This window comes from Spirillospora sp. NPDC048824, from assembly GCF_043198455.1.
Lineage (GTDB): Bacteria > Actinomycetota > Actinomycetes > Streptosporangiales > Streptosporangiaceae > Spirillospora.
In genome coordinates, this window is record NZ_JBICUS010000015.1 from 179,851 (window position 1) to 197,519 (window position 17,669).

The following is a 17,669-nucleotide window of genomic DNA, read 5'->3' on the forward strand; positions in this document are numbered from 1 at the left end:
TTGTGGTTGGGGGGGCCGGGGGGCGGGGGCCTTCGCGTGCCGGGGGGGGTCCCCAACACCCTGCACACCTTTTTGGGGGGGGGCGGGGGGGGGCCCCCCGGGGGGGGGGGCCCCCCCGGGGGGGGGGGGCCCCGGCCGCGCGGGACGTCAGGACGCCTGCGACACCGTCGACATGTTGAAGTCGCCGATCCTGATCGGCGGCATGGCGGCCCGGTTGAAGTAGTCGGACCACTCGCGCGGCAGCGCCGGGCCGGTCTCGCCGACCTCGGTCAGGCGTGACAGCAGGTCGACCGGGCTTTCGTTGAACCGGAAGTTGTTCACCGCCCCGACGACCTCCCCGTCTTCGACGAGGTAGACGCCGTCGCGGGTGAGGCCGGTCAGCAGGAGGCTCTGCGAGTCGACCTCGCGGATGTACCACAGGCACGTCAGCAGCAGGCCGCGTTCGGTGCGGGCGACCATCTCCTCCAGGGACGCGCCGCCGCCCGGCCCCGACAGCGTCAGGTTGTCGATGGGCGGGGTGAGCGGCAGCCCCGTGCGCTCCGCCGAGTGCCGGGTCTGGGTGAGCGAGGTGAGGGTGCCGTCGCTGATCCAGTCGGTGGCGCCGAGCGCGAGGCCGTTGTCGAACACCGACGATTCGCGGCCGGAGGCGTGCGCGACGACGAACGGGGCGCACTCCAGGCCCGCCGCGGCCGGGTCGCTGGACAGCGTGACGGGCAGGCTCGCGAGCTTCTCGCCGACGCGGGTGCCGCCGCCGGGGGCGCTGAACACCGTCCGGCCGTCCTGGGCGTCCTGCGCGCCCGCCGACCAGTACAGGTAGATCATCAGGTCGGCGACGGCGGACGGCGGCAGGATCGTCTCGTACCGCCCGGCGGGCAGGTCCACGCGCCGCTCGCCCCACTCCAGCCGCCGGGCGAGGCCGCCGGTCAGCGCGGCGACGTCGACGTCGGTGAAGTCGCGGGTGCCGGTGCCCGCCCACGCCGAGCCGCCGGCGCCCTTGGCGTTCAGCTCCAGCAGCCCGGTCGGCTGGTCGTGGCGCAGCCGCAGCCCCGTCGAGGTGCCCAGGAACGTCGAGGTCAGCATGTGGTTGGCGAACCCGTACAGGCGCCGGTCGCCGGCCTGCGCGGCGGCGAACGCCTCGCCGAGCGCGGGCGCGAACCCTTCGAACACGCCGATCCCGGTCTCGGCGGGGTCGTCGTCCCACCCGGCCGCGGCCGGGCCCCCGGTGATCAGCGGGGCGGCGTCCTCGGCGGCCTCGCCCGCTGCGGCGTCGGCCTCCGCGGCGCGCACCAGGTCCTCGATGCCGTCGGCGGCGACGGCCGACCGCGACACCACGCCCGCCGCGACGCCGTCGGCGGTGTCGCGCAACGCGATGACGGTGAGGCGGTTGGAGCGGGTCACGCCGTTGGTGGTGAGCGTGTTGCCCGCCCACCGCAGGTTCGCGGTGCTCGCCTCGTCGGCGATGACGATGCAGTCGTCCGTGCGGGACAGCGACAGTGCCCGCTCGACGGCCTCCTGCGGCCTCATGGCGCTCACTGGCCGGCCTCCTTCAGGGCGTTGAGGATGTTGACGCCGCGGAACAGCGCGGACGGGCAGCCGTGGCTGACCGGCGCGACCTGCCCCGGCTGGCCCTTGCCGCAGTTGAACGCGCCGCCGAGCACGTACGTCCGCGGCCCGCCGACGGCCTCCATGGAGTTCCAGAAGTCGGTCGTGGTGGCCTGGTAGGCGACGTCGCGGAGCTGCCCGGCGAGCCGCCCGTTCTCGATCCGGTAGAACCGCTGCCCGGTGAACTGGAAGTTGTGGCGCTGCATGTCGATCGACCAGCTCTTGTCGCCCATGATGTAGATGCCGCGGTCGACGCCGGAGATCAGCTCGTCGGTGGACGGGCCGTCCTCGGCGGGTTTCAGCGACACGTTCGCCATCCGCTGGATCGGCATGCTGGACGCCGCGTCGGCGAACGCGCACCCGTTGGAGCGGCCGGCGCCGGTCAGGCGGGCGATGCGGCGGTCGGTCTGGTAGCCGGTGAACAGCCCGCCGGAGACGATGTCGAAGGACTGGCCCTCGACGCCCTCGTCGTCGTAACCGATGGTGGCCAGACCGTGTTCGGTGGTGCGGTCCCCGGTGATGTTCATGACCTTGGAGCCGTACTGGAGGTTCCCGAGCTTGTCGGGGGTGGCGAACGACGTGCCCGCGTAGGCGGCCTCGTATCCGAGCGCCCGGTCGAGCTCGGTGGCGTGGCCGATCGACTCGTGGATCGTCAGCCACAGGTTGGACGGGTCGACGACGACGTCGTACACGCCCGCCTCGACCGACGGCGCGGCGAGCTTCTCGGCGAGGAGCTCGGGAATGCGGGCCAGTTCGCCGTCCCAGTCCCAGTGCCGGCCCGACAACCACTCCCACCCGTACCCGGCGGGCGGCGCGAGCGTGCGCATCGTGTCGAACAGGCCGCCGGAGATGCCGACGGCGTTCACGACCGGGTGCACCCGGACGCGCTGCTGGGTGGTGACGGTCCCGGCGAGGTCGGCGAAGAACTTGTTCTCCTTGACCTGCAGCAGCGTCGCGTCCACGTGGTCGACGCGGTCGTCGCCGAGCAGCATGCGGCTCCAGCCCGACAGCAGCGCCACCTTGTCCGCGGTCGGCACGTCGAACGGGTCGACCTCGTACGCCGAGATCCAGGTGCGCTCCCCGTGCACCGGTTCGGGGGCCAGCTCGATGGTCTCGCGGTTGACGGCCCTGGCGACCGCCGCGACGTCCACCGCCTGGGCGGCGACGCGTGCGGCGCCCTCGGGCGTCAGGTCGACGCCGGCGGCGAAGCCCCAGGTGCCGTCCTTGACGACCCGGACCGACAGGCCCACGTCGTCGGCGTCCATGGCGGTCTCCAGTGCGGCGTCGTGCAGGCGGAGTGTCTGGCTGCGGATGCGCTCCAGGCGGAAGTCGGCGTGCTCGGCGCCCAGCTCCCGGGCGCGGGACAGGGCCGCGTCGGCCAGCGCGTGAAGCGGCAGCGCGGTGAAGGCGGGATCGATGTCATGCACCCTTGGGAACCTACCCGCCGCGCCCGGGAGGGCACCCGAACAAACACCGGTGAGCGGATCTTGTCGGTTCGGCACATCCGCAGCCCGCCGGAAGGCCGCTAGTGTCGTGCGCTGTCATCACCGTGCGACGCGGTGTGCCAGGAGCAGCCAACGAGAGGGTCGTGATGAGTCGCTCTGTCCTCGTCACCGGGGGGAACCGGGGCATCGGCCTCGCGATCGCCCGAGAGCTCGCCGCCGCGGGCGACGCGGTCGCCGTCACCTACCGGTCCGGTGAGCCCCCCGAGGGGCTGTTCGGCGTCCGGTGCGACGTGACCAGCGCCGAGGACGTCGACGCCGCCTTCGGCAAGGTGGAGGCGGAGCACGGCCCGGTCGAGGTGGTCGTCGCCAACGCAGGGATCACCAAGGACACCCTGCTGGCGATCATGAGCGAGGAGTCGTTCACCTCGGTGATCGACACGAACCTGACCGGCGCGTTCCGCGTCGCCAAGCGCGGCGTGAAGGCCATGATGCGCAAGCGCAAGGGACGCATCGTGCTGGTCTCCTCGGTGGTGGGCCTGATGGGCTCGCCGGGCCAGGCCAACTACGCCGCGTCCAAGGCGGGGATGGTCGGGTTCGCGCGGTCCCTCGCCCGCGAGCTCGGCTCCCGCGGCATCACCGTCAACGTGGTGGCGCCCGGATTCGTCGACACCGACATGACGGCGGTGCTGACCGAGGACCAGCAGAAGGCCATCACCTCGGCGATCCCGCTGGGGCGGATCGCGCAGCCGGACGAGGTCGCCAAGGCCGTGCGGTTCGTGGCGAGCGAGGACGCCGCCTACATCACCGGGGCCGTGATCCCCGTCGACGGCGGCCTGGGAATGGGGCACTGACGGACATGGGAATCCTCGAAGGCAAGCGCATCCTGGTCACCGGCGTCCTCACCGACGCCTCGATCGGCTTCCACGTCGCGCGCGTCGCGCAGGAGCAGGGCGCCGAGGTGGTGCTGACCGCCTACCCGCGCCCGACGCTCACCGCCCGGACCGCCAAGCGGCTCCCGACCGGACCCGACTCGCCGCCGCCGGTGATCGAGCTGGACGCGACCAACGCCGAGCAGCTGGACGCGCTGGCCGGGAACCTGCGCGACAACGGCTTCGACCACCTGGACGGCGTCGTCCACGCGATCGGGTTCGCGCCGCAGACCGCGCTCGGCGGCAACTTCCTGGAGACGCCGTGGGAGGACGTGGCGACGGCCGTGCACTCCTCGACGTACTCGCTGAAGTCGCTGACGATGGCGTGCCTGCCGCTGATGAAGGAGGGCGGATCGGTCGTCGGCCTGGACTTCGACGCCACCAAGGCGTGGCCGGTGTACGACTGGATGGGCGTGGCCAAGGCCGGATTGGAGTCCTGCTGCCGCTACCTGGCCAAGTACCTCGGCCCCCAGGGGATCCGGGTGAACCTCGTCGCCGCCGGGCCGCTCGCCACGATGGCGGCCAAGAGCATCCCTGGTTTCGAGCAGATCACGGAGATGTGGCCGCAGGTCGCGCCGCTCGGCTGGGACGTCAAGGACAGCGAGCCGACGGCCCGCGCGTGCGCCGCCCTGCTGTCGGACTGGTTCCCGGCTACCACCGGCGAAATCGTCCACGTGGACGGCGGCATCCACGCCATGGGCGCGTAGTTTTTTTGCAGTTCCCTTGGCGTCGGGCGCTAGAGCGCCCTCCTTCGGCGGGAACTGCGGTGCGATCGCTGCATCGCTCCGAACTCGCCTTGCGGCTCGCTGCGCGATCAGGTTTCTTGCTTCGCTCGAAACCTGCCTTCGGACGCGATCGCGACGGTTTGGGTCGTCGCGGGGTTGCGGTGTCGGCCGGGGTCGGTGCGGACCGGAGATCGCCTGTCGGCTGGCGCGGGATCGCGTGCCGGTTCGTAGCGCGGGATCGCGTGTCGGTTGGTGGTGCGGGCTCGCGTGTTACCTGGTGGTGCGGCGCCTGCGTCGGGTGCGGCCGGCGACGCTGAGGTTGAGGGCGCCGGCGGCGCCCGCGGCGCCTGCGGCGGCGGCGACCAGGAGCAGTTGGCCGTTGTCCTGCTGTGAGGCCGCGACGGGTGAGATGAGGCGCGTCTGCGGCATGGCTGCCGTCCCGGCCGGCGGGTTCTGCCGGTGGGCGTTCGGGTCCGCGGCGATCTCGGGGGTGGGCAGGACCCCCGGGAGGCCGGTCGCGGTGGACGGCGCCTTCTCCGTGAGCGGGCGGGACACCGTGGAGTCGGTCATCACGGGCGGAGGCGCCGCCGCGCCGCCGCCGCTCGGGGCCGAGGACGGCTTGCGGGTCTTCTTGGCGGGCGCCTTGGACGTCTTGTTCCCCGAGCTCTTGCTCGACGTGGTCTTCTTCGGGGCGGTCTTGGACGGGGTGGGCTCCGGCGTGGGCGTCGGCGTCTTCGGAGTGAGCGCCTCGCGGATGTTGCCGAGGTTGCACTTCCAGTTCTCGATCGTGGTCTCCGGGTCGACGCCCTTCTTGCAGACCTCGGCCGCCTCGGCCGCCGGGGCGGACAGGAGCAGGACGAGCGCGCCCGCCGAGACCGCCGCCGAAGCCGTACCGACCCGCCTGAGCCGCTGGGGCATGCCGCTCCTCCACCCGTTCGCGCATTCGCTGACCCTGTTGACATCGTGTCCCATACGGGCCCGTCCGTAAACCGCGACACGGGCGTTTCTTTACCCGCCATGGCCTCAGTGGATCACCAGTTTCGCGAGCCTGGTGCGCCGCGCGGGCGCGCCGTTCTCGCGGACCGCCCTGACCAGGTCCGGGCCGGCCGCCTGCACGACCGACAGGTGCCGGCGCGCCAGCCCGAACGCGGTGGCCACCAGCGGCCGTGACAGGCCCGCGGGCGACATGACCGCCACCACGGCGGGACGGCGCGTCCCGCGCGCCTGAGCGACCGTCACCGCCCAGCCGTGCCGCAGCCGGGACGCGTCCGCCGGGGCGACGACGGCCGCGCCGCCGGGGAAGTCGACGTCCAGCCCGTGCGGGCCGCCGCCGGTCACCACGCCGGTCTCACCGAGCGCGGCGTGGGGGAGGGGGGCGGCGACGACCACCCGGTCGCCGGGGTCCATCCCGCCGAACCTGCCGGGGCCGGGGTTCAGCCGCTCCTTGAGCGCCGCGTTGAGGGCGCCGGTGCCCGCCTCGCCGCCCGCGGCCGGCGCGACGACCTGGACGTCCTCGACCGCGATGCCGAGCGCGCGGGGGATCGAGTCGGTGACGAGCTGGACGGCCCGGTGCACCGCCTCGCCGGGGCTCGCGGCGGGCACGATCACGACCTCGTGCCCGGGCGCGTCCACGGCGGCCAGGTCGCCGCCGCGCACGGCGCCGGCCAGCTCGCCGAGCGGACCGGACGGGGGCGCGGCGTCCAGCGTGACGACGGGGACGGTCTCGGACGCCTCCAGGTCGTCCAGCGGCCGGCCCGGCCCGGCGGGCGGCGGCGCGCCCGGCTCGGCGCACAGCACGAGATGGGCGCCGTCGGGACACGCCTCGGCCAGCACCGCGCACAGTTCGACGTCGAGCACCGCGGCGTCCATGACGATGATCAGGTCGAGGTCGAAGGGACGCCGCTCGCCGCGCCCGTACACGACGGCCCCCGGCGCGGCTGCCGGCTCGTCCTGCGGCTCCAGCAGCCGGTGGAGGCTCGTGACCGTGACCCCTTCGGCGTCCGCGTGCAGGTCGGCGGCGGCGTGGTCGGTCGGAGCGGCCACGGCGGTGCGCACGCCCTGGCCCGCCGCCGCGGCGGCGATGCCGAGGGCGGTGCGCGCGAGGTCGCCCGGCGTCCCGCGCAGGACGCTCACGCCGGTGCGGAGCGCGGCGGTGAGCGCGAGGGAGCGGTCCTCGGGCAGGCCGTCGCGCAGGCCCTTGACGGCGACGTCGTCCAGCAGCGGCGCGGCCGTCAGCGACAGCCGCTGGAACCCTTCGGCCGCCGCCTCCTCGGCGAGCGCCCACCGCGCCGGGCCGAGGGTCTCCTCCGGTTCCGGCGGCTCGGCGTCCTCCTCGAAGGCCGCCTCGCCGAACTCGGGCTCCTCGGTGAGCGAGAGCACCTCCGCCTCGTCCAGCGCGGCCTCCACGGCGGCCTGCGGGTCGGGGAGCCGGACGCGTTCCAGCGCCGACATCACGGCGGCGGCGGGCGTGACCGTGTGGCCCTCCCGGGCGGCTTCGGTGAGCAGGTACAGGACGAGGGCGCGGCCGCGCCGGGGGTCGCCCGGCGCCGCGTCCCGCCCGAGGACGGCGCGGGCGAAGTGGTCGGCCTGGGGCGGCCGGACGCCGGGGACGCGCAGCAGCCGCCACGGGTCGGCGCGCAGCCCGGCGGCGGCGTCCGGTCCGAGCCGGGCGGCGGCGCGGGACGCGAGCGGCGCGGGGACGCCGGTCGCGGAGAACAGCTCGGTGAGGGCACGCAGGCCCTCCCGCGCGGTCGGGGCGGGCCCGGCGGGCGCTGCCTGTGCGGGCGCGGGCTCGCGGTCGCCGCCGCGTTCTTCGTCGCGGCGGCCGTCCAGGGCCGCGGCGGCGGCCTCGGCGGCGCGCATGGCCTCCGCGGCGCGCGCCGCCCGCTCGGCGGGGGTGGGGTCAGGGGTGTCGGTCACGGGCTTCCCGTCGCGGCTGATCACGGTTGGCGGTGGACCGTCCCGAGCGTGTCACGCGCCGGACGAGGTGTCGGAGACGTCGTCCAGCGCGCCGCGGATCTCGCCCGGGAGCGTCAGGTCCTCACTGTCCAGTATGGCGGTGAGCTGCGCGGCGGTGCGGGCGCCGACGATCGGCGCGGCGACACCGTCGCGGTCGCGGACCCACGCGAGCGCCACCGCCAGCGGGGAGCGTCCGAGGCCCTCGGCGGCGGTCACCACCGACTCCACGATCCGGGCGCACTCCTCGTCGAGGTAGGGCTGGACGAACTCGGCGAAATGAGGCGCGGCGGCGCGCGACCCGGCGGGGATGCCGGTGCGGTACTTGCCGGTGAGCACCCCCCGGCCGAGCGGCGACCACGGCAGCAGCCCCGCCCCGGCGTCCAGCACGGCGGGCACGACCTCCCGCTCGATGTCACGGCGCAGCAGCGAGTACTCCAGCTGGGCCGACACCACCGGGGCGCGACCGGGCCACGCCCGCTGCCAGGCGGCGGCCTTCGACACCTGCCAGCCCGCGTAGTTGGACACCCCGACATAGCGGGCCCGGCCGGACGCGACCGCCTCGTCCAGCGCCGACAGCGTCTCCTCCAGCGGCGTGGCCGGGTCGTACACGTGCAGCTGCCACAGGTCGACGTGGTCCAGGTCCATCCGGTCGAGGGAGGCGTCGAGGGCGTGGAGCAGGTGCCTGCGGGATCCGTCGTAGCGTCCGTTCGGCCTGATCGCGGCCTTGGTCGCGATGACCAGGCCGTCCCGGTCGACCGTCTCGCGCAGCAGGTGGCCGAGGATCCGCTCGCTGGCGCCGTCGCTGTAGACGTCGGCGGTGTCCACCAGCGTGCCCCCGGCGTCCACGAACGCGGCGAGCTGTGCCGCGGCCTCGTCCGGGTCGGTGTCGTGCCCCCAGGTCATGGTGCCGAGGCCCAGCCGGGACACCAGCAGCCCGCTCCGCCCGAGGTGACGCTCCTTCATGGGCGGTCAATCTAGCGGTCCGGGCGAGCCGACCGGGACGTGAGCGGGCCCCCGCCCGGGTTCCCGCCCGGCGCAAAGATCCTGGTGAGGTCTATTGCCGGGGACGCCGCCCGGCTAAAGTTTCGCGCCATGGCGCCACCACCGTTCTCGATGTACTCGCCGAAGACGCCGGACGGCGACGGCGGGCCGGATCTGGCACCGGTGTTCGGCGCGGGACCGGGCGACGACCCCGGCTTCGCCGCCTCCCTGCGCGGCCGTACCGAGCTCGGCCGGATGCGCCTGATGATGCTGGTCCTGGTGGCCGCCCCCGTCCTCATCCTGGCGATCACGCCGGCGATCGTGCAGGGCGACGAGGAGACGCCGCTCTGGATCTACCTCCCGCTGGTGGCCGCGGCGCTGGCCGCGCTCCTGGCCGGGCCGCGCGCGCCGCGCCCGATGCCCCCCGGGTCGGATCGGCGGACGGCGGCGCGGACGGCGCTCATGATGTTCCGGCAGGCGGTGCTGCTGCGGTTCGCGCTCGCCGAGGGCGTGATCCTGCTGGGCCTGCCGCTGGCCATGGTGGGGCACAGCGAGCTGGTGTTCGTCGCCGGGTTCGCCATCGGCTATCCGCTGCTGCTCTGGCTGGCGCTGCCGGCCCGCGGCGCCGTGGAGCGGATCCGGCGCCGCCTGGAGGCCGACGGCGCCGAGTCGCACCTGTGGGCGGTCCTGCTCGCCGCCCCGGCGGTCAGGGGCGGCTAGAGCCAGCCGCTCCTGCGGAGCCTGCGGAACAGCAGCACGCAGATGACCGCCATCACCCCGAGGACCAGCGGGTAGCCGAAGGTCCAGTGCAGTTCGGGCATGTGGTCGAAGTTCATGCCGTAGATCCCGGCGATCGCCGTCGGCACCGCGATGATCGCGGCCCACGCGGAGATCTTGCGCATGTCCTCGTTCTGCCGCTTGCCGAGGAGCGCGAGGTGCGCGTTCAGCACGCTGTTGAGCAGCTCGTTGTGCGCGTCGACCTGCTCGTCGACGCGCAGCAGGTGGTCCAGGACGTCGCGGAAGTACTCCCGGGTGGAACCGCACTCGGGGACGCGGCCCTTCACGATCTCCTGCATCACCGGGACGAGCGGGTCCTCGGCGCCGCGGAACTCCAGCACCTCCCGCTTGAGGGAGTAGATGTCGGCGGTGACGTCCCGCGCGCCCGGGTCGAACACGGCGCGCTCCAGCCCGATGATGTCGACCTCGACCTCGTGTGCGACGAGCCCGTAGCGGTCGACGACCTCGTCGCACACCGCGTACAGGACGGCGGCGGCGCCGTGCTGGAGCAGCTCGGGCGACTCCTCCAGCCGCCCGCGGGCGGGGCCGAGCGGGTTGCCGGCGCCGTGCCGGACGGTGACGGCGAAGTCCCGGCCGAGGAACAGCATGATCTCGCCGACCTCGATGTCGGAGGTCGCGTCGATGTAGGTCAGCGTCTTCAGCACGATGAACAGCGTGTCGTCGTAGCGTTCCAGCTTGGGCCGCTGGTGTGCGGACACGGCGTCCTCGGCGGCGAGCGGGTGCAGCTCCAGTTCGTCCCTGACCAGTTCGAACTCGGCCTCGTCCGGCTCGAACATGCCGATCCAGAGGAAGCAGTCGCCGTCCTGGCGGGCGAGGTCGAAGGCGTCGCTGATGTCGCCCTCGATGTCGCGGCGCGTGCCGCGCGCGTAGATGGCCTTGTCCACGATCACGGCACGCATTCTCCCGTATCCGCCGGCGCGGGGGCGCCCACCACCAGGCTGCCCGTCATCTCCTAGAGTGGCTGCTGTGACCACACTCCTGCTGGTGAGGCATGGCCTGACCGCGATGACCGGACCCGTGCTCGCCGGCTGGACGCCCGGGGTCCGGCTCGACGACCGAGGCCGCGCGCAGGTCGCCCGCCTCGCCGGCCGCCTGGCGTCCCTCCCGCTCGCCGCGGTCGTCACCAGCCCCCTGGAACGCTGCGCCGAGACCGCCGAGGCGATCGCCGCCGGGCACGACGGCCCCATCGAGAAGATCGAGACGGACGAGCGGTTCGGCGAGGTCCGCTACGGCGACTGGACGGGCCGTCCCCTCAAGGAACTGGCCGAGGAGCCGCTCTGGCGGGTCGTGCAGGCCCATCCGAGCGCCGTCCGGTTCCCCGGCGAGGCCGGCGAGTCCCTCGCGGGCGCGCAGCACCGCGCCGTCACCGCCGTCCGCGACTGGAACGAGCGGATCGCCGCCGCGCACGGCCCCGAGGCCCTCTACGCGGTGTGCAGCCACGGCGACATCATCAAGTCCGTCGTCGCCGACGCGCTCGGCCTCCACCTCGACCAGTTCCAGCGGATCCAGGCCGACCCCGCGTCGCTCACCGTCATCCGGTACACCGAAACGCGCCCGTTCGTCGTCCGCGTCAACGACACCGGCGGCGATGTGGCCGGTCTCGTTCCAGAGCAGCCGGTGGAAGGTTCCGGGAAAGACGGACTCGGGCCGGGGGACGCGCCCGTCGGCGGCGGCGCGTAGGGTCGATGTCATGCCCGTCATCTCCTACGACCCGCCGGAGCGTTTCGTCGCCGGCGCCGTCGGGCGGCCAGGCGACCGCGCCTTCTTCCTGCAGGCCCGCTCGGGCCGCCGCGTCACCAGCGTCGGCCTGGAGAAGTTCCAGGTGACGCTGCTGGCCGAACGGCTGGAGGAGTTGCTCGACGAGGTGCTGCGGCGCACCGGCGGGGAGGCCACGGTGCCGGCGGTCACGCCGTCGGAGCTCCAGGACGACGGCCCCCTCGACCAGCCGGTGGAGGAGGAGTTCAAGGTCGGCACGATGGCGCTGGCCTGGGATCCGGACGACGAGCAGGTCGTCATCGAGGCGCAGGAGGTCACCGAGGCGGAGGAGGACGCCGAGGTCGGCGAGGAGGACCCGGCCATCGCGGTGCTGCGGGTGCGGATCAGCGCCGCGCAGGCCCGCGCGTTCGCCGAGCGGGCCCTGAAGGTCGTCGCCGCCGGGCGGCCGCCCTGCCCGCTGTGCGGCCTGCCCCTCGACACCGAGGGGCACGTGTGCCCCCGCCAGAACGGATACCTCGGCTGAGATGACCTCCACCCATGCTGGATCATGGACGACGCGGCCGGGAGAATGATCGCATGACGCAGTCCTCCCGCGACCGGGCGCCAGCGGACGGCGCCGGGCGGAGCGAGCCCGGACGCCGGGTCTCCCCCCGCGACGTCGAGGGAGCCGAGCGGCTGCTGTCGGCCGGGCGGCTCAGCGTGGAGGGCAGGCTCGTCCAGGCGTCCAACGCCACCCTGTACTGCTCCGTCGACCACGACGGCCTCTCCGCGGGCTGCGTCTACAAGCCGGTCGCCGGGGAGCGCCCGCTGTGGGACTTCCCCGACGGCACCCTCGCCGAGCGGGAGGTCGCCGCCTACGAGGTCTCCAAGGCGATGGGGTGGGGGACCGTCCCGCCCACCGTGCACCGCGACGGCCCGTACGGGCCGGGCATGGTTCAGCTGTGGGTCGAACCCGATCCCGACATCGACCTCGTCGCCCTGTCCCGCTCCGACGACGACGCGATCCGCCGCATGTCGGTGTTCGACGCCGTCGTCAACAACGCCGACCGCAAGATCGGCCACCTGCTGCCGCCCGGCGACGGCCACGTCTACGGCTGCGACCACGGCGTCTGCTTCTCCGCCGACTACAAGCTCCGCACCGTCCTGTGGCAGTGGCGCGGCAAGCCGCTGACGGCCGAGGCCCTGGAGGCCCTCGGCCGCGTGGACGACGGCCTGCGCGGCGGCGCCCTCGGCGCGCGTCTGGCCGAACTCCTCACCCCCGACGAGGTCGACGCCACCCGCCGCCGGGTGGAACTGATGCTCAAGCACCGGATCCACCCGTATCCGCCGGAGGACTGGCCCGCCATCCCCTGGCCGCCGCTGTAGCCGGCCCCCGGGGTCAGTGGTCGCGCAGGAGGCCGCCGGCGCCTTCGACCCGGTCGTCGACGCCGTTGTCGCGCAGGGCCATCCACCAGGTGGCGGCGTTGATCGCGATGACGGGCAGGCCCAGCCACCGTTCGGCCTCGTCGGCCAGGCCGACCATCGACAGGTTCGTGCCGCACTGGACGATGGCGTCCACCTCGCCGGCGGCCAGCTCCCGCAGGGCCGTGCGCAGCTCGTCCACGGTGACGTGCGCGATGGACACCGCCGTCGGGCATTTCAGGCCGATGATCTCGTCGACGGTGAAACCGATCTCGGTGAAGAACCGCCGGACGTTCTCGTCGCCGACCGGCTGGTAGGGCGTGACGACGCCGATGCGCCGGGCGCCGTACAGCTTCAGGGCCCGCTCGCACGCCTCGGCCCCGGTCGCCACCCGCAGGCCGGTGATGCCGTGGATCTGGCGGACGAACTCCTTGTTGCCCTCCACGCCGCCCCAGAACGTCTCGGCGGACATGCCCATCACCATGTAGTCCGGTTCGCAGGTCAGCACGCGTTCGCAGGCCGCGCCGATCTCGTCGCGGATCTGCTCCAGCAGCCGCTCCATGCCCGCGTCGCCGTCCATGTTCTGGTCGCGGATGTGGATGCGGGAGAAGTGCGACGTCACGCCGGCGACGCCCATCCGGTGGAAGTCGGGCTCCACGATGGTGTTGGTGGACGGCGCGATGACTCCGAACTTGCGCCGCCAGCCGAGTGCGTCGGTCATGCCGGCACCGCCTCCTTGGTCTCGTTCGCTTCGGTGGTGCGGGCGAGCCGCCAGGCGGCGGCCGCGAAGGCCGCCTGGGCGATGGTGTTGCAGGACTGCTCGGCCCACTGCAGGGCGATGGACTGCTCGGCCCGTGCCGCCATCGGGCCGAGCAGGTACTGGGCGGCCAGCCACAGCGTGAACAGCGCCGCCGTTAACGGGTCGCCGCGGCGGCGGGCCTCCAGCGCCAGCAGCACCGCCGCGGCGGTCACCGCCGCGATCGTCCACACCATGGCGGGCCAGGTGTCGCGCAGGGCCGCCGAGGCGGCCAGGGCGGCGGCGGGGGGGACGGGCAGGACGGCCCGCCACCGGCCCCGCGTCAGCGCGAACGCCAGCAGGGTGAATCCGGTGGCCAGCAGCGGGAACAGCGCGTGATGCAGCCACTGCAGGTCGGGGCCGCCGAGCGCGACGATGAGCTTCCACGTGGCCTTGGCGAACCCGCCGGACACCACCAGGACCGCCGCGGGCAGGACGAGGGGATGGCGGTGCCGCAGCGCCGCGACGCCGAGCGCGGTCAGCGCGACGGGGACGAAGTCCTCGACGGCGAGGGAGACCGGGTAGCCGGTCATGGCGCGTCGGCGAACAGGTCGCGCTTGCGGAACCGCGCCGCGGCGAAACGTCCCATGATCTTGGGTGTGGTCAGCCAGGCGACCTTCCCGCCGTTCCGGGTGCCGGCGAGGATCTTCGCGGCGAGCCAGGGCGTCACGGTCTCCACCCGGTCGGCGAGGATGTTGAAGATCTTCTTGGCCTTCTCCAGCTCCTCGGGGGAGTAGTCCCTGAGCAGCAGGTCGGTGACGACCATGCCGGGGGACAGGTGCGCGACCTTCACGGGGCCGCCCTGTACCTCCTTGGCGAGCCCGGTGGTGAGGTAGTCGGAACCGCGTTTGGTGGCGCCGTAGGCGATCAGTCCGGGAACGGTGCGGCCGTCGCTGCCGAGGCCGGCCATGTTCCAGACCGTCCCGCCGCCCTGCGCGGTCATGCCCGCCACCGCCACGGCGCTGCCGTGCAGCGTGCCGAGCAGGTTGACGGCGACGATCGTGTCGAGCTGCCCGGCGGGCGTTTCGGCGAGCGGCACGCGGGACGTGGAGACGCCGGCGTTGTTGATCCAGTGGTCGATGCGGCCGAGTTCGGCGGCGGCCCAGTCCCACAGGGCCTGCACCTGGTCGCGGTCGGCCACGTCGCAGACCGTCCCGATCGCGCCCTCGCCGAGTTCGGCGACGGCCTTGCCGACGCCTTCGCGGGACCGGCCGCAGATCGCGACCCGCGCGTCCCTGGCGAGGAACTCCCGTGCCAGGCCGAGGCCGATGCCCCGGGTGCCGCCCGTGATGACCACGGTGGCCGCCTGGCCGGTCATGCCGCCTCCCAGGTGAGGACGCCGTGCAGCACGCACGTCAGCACGTTGCCCTCGAACAGCTCGTAGACGGCGGTCAGCGTCTCGCCGGCCGACATCCCCGGGGAGGCGTCGATCATGAACTCGCGGCCCTTGGCCTTCCACACGTCGGTGAAGTGCAGGCTGGGGTAGTTCGCGCGGCCGAACGAGATCGCGTTGCCCCAGGCGTCCGGGCCCTCGTAGAAGTGCCGGAACCCGTCCCGCCGGGCCTCCACCGTGTACGTGCGGTCGAGGGCGCCGGACCAGGTGACGTGCCGGCGGGTGCGCAGCAGGTCGACCGGCTCCAGCTCGACCGACACGGTCACGTCGCCGATGAGCTTCTGGTCGGCGCCCCACAGCTCGCAGGTGCCGGAGTAGGCGCCTGCCTGCTTGGTGGGCAGGATGTGGGGCGTCGGGCCGTTGCGGGTCTCGTCCTTGAGGAACGCCGCGATCGCCTCCCTGGTCCCGGGGTTGGCGTCGTAGTCGGTGGTGCGCCGGTAGACGCCGTTGAAGCAGCCGACGAGCGCCCAGCCCTGGTAGAGGGTGGACGAGTAGACCTGCGTCTCGCCGTCCGGGAGCACGTGGTTCCAGGTGTTGAGGTCGACCTGCCAGCCGGGCCCGTAGTAGTGCGCGTCGACGAACCCGCCGTAGGGCTGGCCGGTGCCGTGGAAGTCGGGGCCGGTGTAGATGCGGTCGCTGTCTGAGTCGACGACCCCGAACGCGAACGGCGCGCCCAGCCGGAACCGCCCGGCCAGCGGGCCGCCGCCCTCCAGCCCGCCGTCCATGTAGTAGGTGGTCGTCCCGTCCTCGAACACCGACGACCGGCGGATGTCCTCGTAGCCCTGCCAGGTCCCGGTGCCGTCGAACAGCGACGGGCGGCCGTGCCATTCGCCGGCGATCCGGGTCTGCCACTCGCTGGGCTCAGCCACCCCGCACCTCGTTCGCCGGCACTTTGTTCGCCGGCACTTTGTTCGCCGGCACTTTGTTCGCCGGCACTTTGTTCGCCGGCAGCTCGTTCGTCAGCAGCTCGCCGCGCAGCGCCTCGGTCTGCTCGTCGCCGAGCAGCCGCGTGACGTTGGCCCAGACGGGGTCGACCTCCGGGCTGAACAGGTTCGCCCGGCTGCGCTCGTCGCGCGCCGCCAGGTCGGTGTCGGCGAGGGTCGCCAGGACCTCGGCGCGCAGGCCCTTGTCGACCAGGCCCCGCCAGTGCTCGAAGTACCGCTCCAGGTAAGCGCCGATCCGGGTGAAGTGCTCCTCGTCGGCCCGGTTCACCAGCATCCAGGGCGACATCATCGCGTGCTGGCGGGGGCCGATCGCGGCGGTGGACGGCCCGAACCGCTCGCGGACCTCCTCGAACGCCGGGGTGAGGGGCTGGTAGACCGCGTCGGTGTACTCCAGGTGGCAGGCCAGGTCGGCGCGCTGGACGAGGTCGATGTGGTAGGCGAGCCGGCCGCCCGCCATGACCGAGTCGAGCGTGAAGTGCGGGACGGCCGAGTCCGCCGGGGTGAACGCGAAGATCATGTGGCTGTCCATGCCGATCTGCCCGACCGTCAGCGCGATGCGGACGACCTTGGCGATGCGCTCGCCGCGCAGGACCTCCAGTTCGCCGACCGGGCCGGGCGACATCGGGCTCGTCAGTTCCCGTTCGGCGACCCGGGTCAGGTTCTCGACGCCGGCCAGCGCCGCCATCGTCCGGTCGCTCAGTGCCTTGGGCAGGGACGTCGTCACTTGTCCTCTTCTCCTTCGCCGGTCGCCTGCGCGGCCGTCACGGTGTCCTCCGCGGGCGCGCCGCCCGCGGGCGCGTCCTTCGCCGTGCCATTGGGCGTCTCCGTGCCGGGCGTCTCCGTGCCTGGCGTCTTCGCGCTCGGTGTTTCCGCGCCCCGCGCTCTGTGCATCCAGGCCCGCGCCAGCTCGGGGTTCTCGCGGCGGGCGGGCGAGGCGATGACGACGGCGCTCTGGCGCGGCCCGGCGTCGGACATCATGTCCTCGTCGCCGATCCACCAGCCGTCGGCCATCAGCTGCCGCCGGCGGCGCCGGTAGGCGACCTGGAGGGCGTCGCTGCGCAGGTGGAGTTCGGCGGGCAGGTCGTAGGGCAGCAGCTCGGGGCGCTGGCTCTCCACGACGGGCTTGTCCTGGAGCAGGATGCTCGCGATGCGGCGGCGGGCGTCCCGGTCGGCCCACTTCCCGGTGAAGAAGTTCCGGTAGCCGACGATCTTGACGAGGGTGCGGTCCCGGCTCAGCGGGACGTTGTGGTCGTAGAGGATCATGTCGCCGAACGGCAGCCGGACGTGCAGCTTGACGATGTTCGGCAGGAACCAGCCGTTGGTGACGACCAGCTCGCTGGGCCCCTCCTTCTTGTAGAGGCGTTTCCACAGGCCCCGCGCGGGCGGCGGGCTGAGCAGGATGTCGGCCACCGCCGACCAGTCGTCCTGGGTGATCTCGTAGTCGGGGATCTGCGGCTTGTCCGGGTTGCCGAACCGGGTGCCGTGGACGAACGGCGTGTGGGCGGCGTCCACGACGTTCTCGAACGTCCGCTCGTAGTTGGCCTCGATGACCATCTCGACGTTCACCCGGGCGAACGCCGGGTCGTCGTCCTCGGGGAAGTGCGGGATGGGGGGCCGCTCGCCCTCCGGAAGATCGCCGAGGAACGCCCAGATCATGCCGTACTCCTCCCGGACGGGATAGGAGTCGACGCGGGCCTTCTTGGGGATGCCGCGGCCCTCGGGATTGGCGGGGATCAGGGTGCAGCCGCCGCCCGGCTCGTAGCGCCAGCCGTGGTAGGGGCAGGCGATCTGGTCGTCCACCACCTTGCCCATCGACAGCGCGGCGCCGCGATGGGCGCACAGGTCGGACAGGCAGACCGCGCCGCCGTCGCGCTTGCGGTAGAGGACGAAGTCCTGGCCGAGGCAGGTGACGCGCTTGGGGGCGCGGGTGACGGCGTCGGCGAACTCCACCGCGTACCAGAAGTTCTTGAGCATGTCGGCT

General features: G+C 73.3%; 18 protein-coding genes. 6 read left to right on the plus strand and 12 right to left on the minus strand.

Annotation, left to right across the window (positions count from 1 at the left end):
* Nucleotides 1-147 precede the first annotated feature (147 nt).
* Together ACGFIS_RS27685 and ACGFIS_RS27690 are read right to left on the minus strand one after the other, a co-directional pair.
* Nucleotides 148-1,524, minus strand: coding sequence for a metallopeptidase TldD-related protein (locus tag ACGFIS_RS27685; protein ID WP_392973115.1), 1,377 nt, complete (start codon nucleotides 1,522-1,524; stop codon nucleotides 148-150).
* Between the two features lie 5 nt (nucleotides 1,525-1,529).
* Entirely contained in the window at nucleotides 1,530-3,029 is a 1,500-nt protein-coding gene (locus ACGFIS_RS27690) for a TldD/PmbA family protein (RefSeq protein WP_392973073.1), read from the minus strand.
* A 164-nt stretch (nucleotides 3,030-3,193) separates the two neighbouring features.
* On the opposite strand from ACGFIS_RS27690, the gene ACGFIS_RS27695 reads away from it, so the two are divergent.
* Together ACGFIS_RS27695 and fabI are read left to right on the plus strand one after the other, a co-directional pair.
* Nucleotides 3,194-3,898 (plus strand): beta-ketoacyl-ACP reductase, encoded by a 705-nt coding sequence (locus ACGFIS_RS27695; protein WP_392904754.1) that lies wholly within the window; start codon nucleotides 3,194-3,196, stop codon nucleotides 3,896-3,898.
* A gap of 5 nt (nucleotides 3,899-3,903) precedes the next feature.
* Nucleotides 3,904-4,683, plus strand: coding sequence for an enoyl-ACP reductase FabI (gene fabI, locus ACGFIS_RS27700; protein WP_392973075.1), 780 nt, complete (start codon nucleotides 3,904-3,906; stop codon nucleotides 4,681-4,683).
* 288 nt (nucleotides 4,684-4,971) lie between these two features.
* Here fabI and ACGFIS_RS27705 read toward each other — a convergent pair whose 3' ends face one another.
* The 3 genes from ACGFIS_RS27705 to ACGFIS_RS27715 form a co-directional block, all read right to left on the minus strand.
* Complete coding sequence (locus tag ACGFIS_RS27705; RefSeq protein ID WP_392904749.1) at nucleotides 4,972-5,619, minus strand: hypothetical protein; 648 nt, start codon at nucleotides 5,617-5,619, stop codon at nucleotides 4,972-4,974.
* A gap of 105 nt (nucleotides 5,620-5,724) precedes the next feature.
* Nucleotides 5,725-7,620, minus strand: a complete 1,896-nt coding sequence (locus ACGFIS_RS27710; protein WP_392904747.1) for a helix-hairpin-helix domain-containing protein — start codon at nucleotides 7,618-7,620, stop codon at nucleotides 5,725-5,727.
* Nucleotides 7,621-7,671: 51 nt separating this feature from the next.
* A complete protein-coding gene (locus ACGFIS_RS27715) occupies nucleotides 7,672-8,622 on the minus strand; it encodes an aldo/keto reductase (protein WP_392904744.1) in 951 nt (316 codons plus the stop codon).
* Between the two features lie 129 nt (nucleotides 8,623-8,751).
* Here ACGFIS_RS27715 and ACGFIS_RS27720 point away from each other — a divergent pair, with 129 nt between their 5' ends.
* Complete coding sequence (locus ACGFIS_RS27720; RefSeq protein ID WP_392973077.1) at nucleotides 8,752-9,360, plus strand: hypothetical protein; 609 nt, start codon at nucleotides 8,752-8,754, stop codon at nucleotides 9,358-9,360.
* Here ACGFIS_RS27720 and corA read toward each other — a convergent pair.
* Nucleotides 9,357-10,328, minus strand: coding sequence for a magnesium/cobalt transporter CorA (gene corA / locus ACGFIS_RS27725; RefSeq protein ID WP_392973079.1), 972 nt, complete (start codon nucleotides 10,326-10,328; stop codon nucleotides 9,357-9,359). The genes ACGFIS_RS27720 and corA overlap by 4 nt on opposite strands.
* A gap of 76 nt (nucleotides 10,329-10,404) precedes the next feature.
* Between corA and ACGFIS_RS27730 the strand changes: the two genes are divergently transcribed.
* The 3 genes from ACGFIS_RS27730 to ACGFIS_RS27740 are packed head-to-tail and all read left to right on the plus strand — an operon-like array spanning nucleotide 10,405 to nucleotide 12,519.
* Nucleotides 10,405-11,118: a histidine phosphatase family protein gene (locus ACGFIS_RS27730; protein ID WP_392904736.1), complete on the plus strand. Its 714-nt coding sequence runs from the start codon at nucleotides 10,405-10,407 to the stop codon at nucleotides 11,116-11,118.
* A gap of 10 nt (nucleotides 11,119-11,128) precedes the next feature.
* Complete coding sequence (locus ACGFIS_RS27735; RefSeq protein ID WP_392904733.1) at nucleotides 11,129-11,677, plus strand: DUF3090 domain-containing protein; 549 nt, start codon at nucleotides 11,129-11,131, stop codon at nucleotides 11,675-11,677.
* 53 nt (nucleotides 11,678-11,730) lie between these two features.
* Complete coding sequence (locus ACGFIS_RS27740) at nucleotides 11,731-12,519, plus strand: SCO1664 family protein (RefSeq protein ID WP_392973081.1); 789 nt, start codon at nucleotides 11,731-11,733, stop codon at nucleotides 12,517-12,519.
* A 13-nt stretch (nucleotides 12,520-12,532) separates the two neighbouring features.
* Here the strand turns inward: ACGFIS_RS27740 and ACGFIS_RS27745 are convergent, their stop codons facing one another.
* From ACGFIS_RS27745 to ACGFIS_RS27770, 6 genes are read right to left on the minus strand one after another with little or no spacing between them, the layout of a single operon-like run.
* Complete coding sequence (locus ACGFIS_RS27745) at nucleotides 12,533-13,276, minus strand: arylmalonate decarboxylase (RefSeq protein WP_392904728.1); 744 nt, start codon at nucleotides 13,274-13,276, stop codon at nucleotides 12,533-12,535.
* Nucleotides 13,273-13,884: a hypothetical protein gene (locus ACGFIS_RS27750; protein ID WP_392904725.1), complete on the minus strand. Its 612-nt coding sequence runs from the start codon at nucleotides 13,882-13,884 to the stop codon at nucleotides 13,273-13,275. The genes ACGFIS_RS27745 and ACGFIS_RS27750 overlap by 4 nt, the downstream gene beginning before the upstream one ends.
* Entirely contained in the window at nucleotides 13,881-14,669 is a 789-nt protein-coding gene (locus tag ACGFIS_RS27755; RefSeq protein WP_392904722.1) for an SDR family oxidoreductase, read from the minus strand. Before ACGFIS_RS27755 ends, ACGFIS_RS27750 begins: the two co-directional genes overlap by 4 nt.
* Nucleotides 14,666-15,613 (minus strand): hypothetical protein, encoded by a 948-nt coding sequence (locus tag ACGFIS_RS27760; RefSeq protein WP_392904720.1) that lies wholly within the window; start codon nucleotides 15,611-15,613, stop codon nucleotides 14,666-14,668. The genes ACGFIS_RS27755 and ACGFIS_RS27760 overlap by 4 nt, the downstream gene beginning before the upstream one ends.
* Nucleotides 15,606-16,412, minus strand: coding sequence for a hypothetical protein (locus ACGFIS_RS27765; protein ID WP_392973083.1), 807 nt, complete (start codon nucleotides 16,410-16,412; stop codon nucleotides 15,606-15,608). The genes ACGFIS_RS27760 and ACGFIS_RS27765 overlap by 8 nt, the downstream gene beginning before the upstream one ends.
* Nucleotides 16,409-17,662: a Rieske 2Fe-2S domain-containing protein gene (locus ACGFIS_RS27770; protein WP_392904715.1), complete on the minus strand. Its 1,254-nt coding sequence runs from the start codon at nucleotides 17,660-17,662 to the stop codon at nucleotides 16,409-16,411. Before ACGFIS_RS27770 ends, ACGFIS_RS27765 begins: the two co-directional genes overlap by 4 nt.
* Between the last annotated feature and the right edge of the window lie 7 nt (nucleotides 17,663-17,669).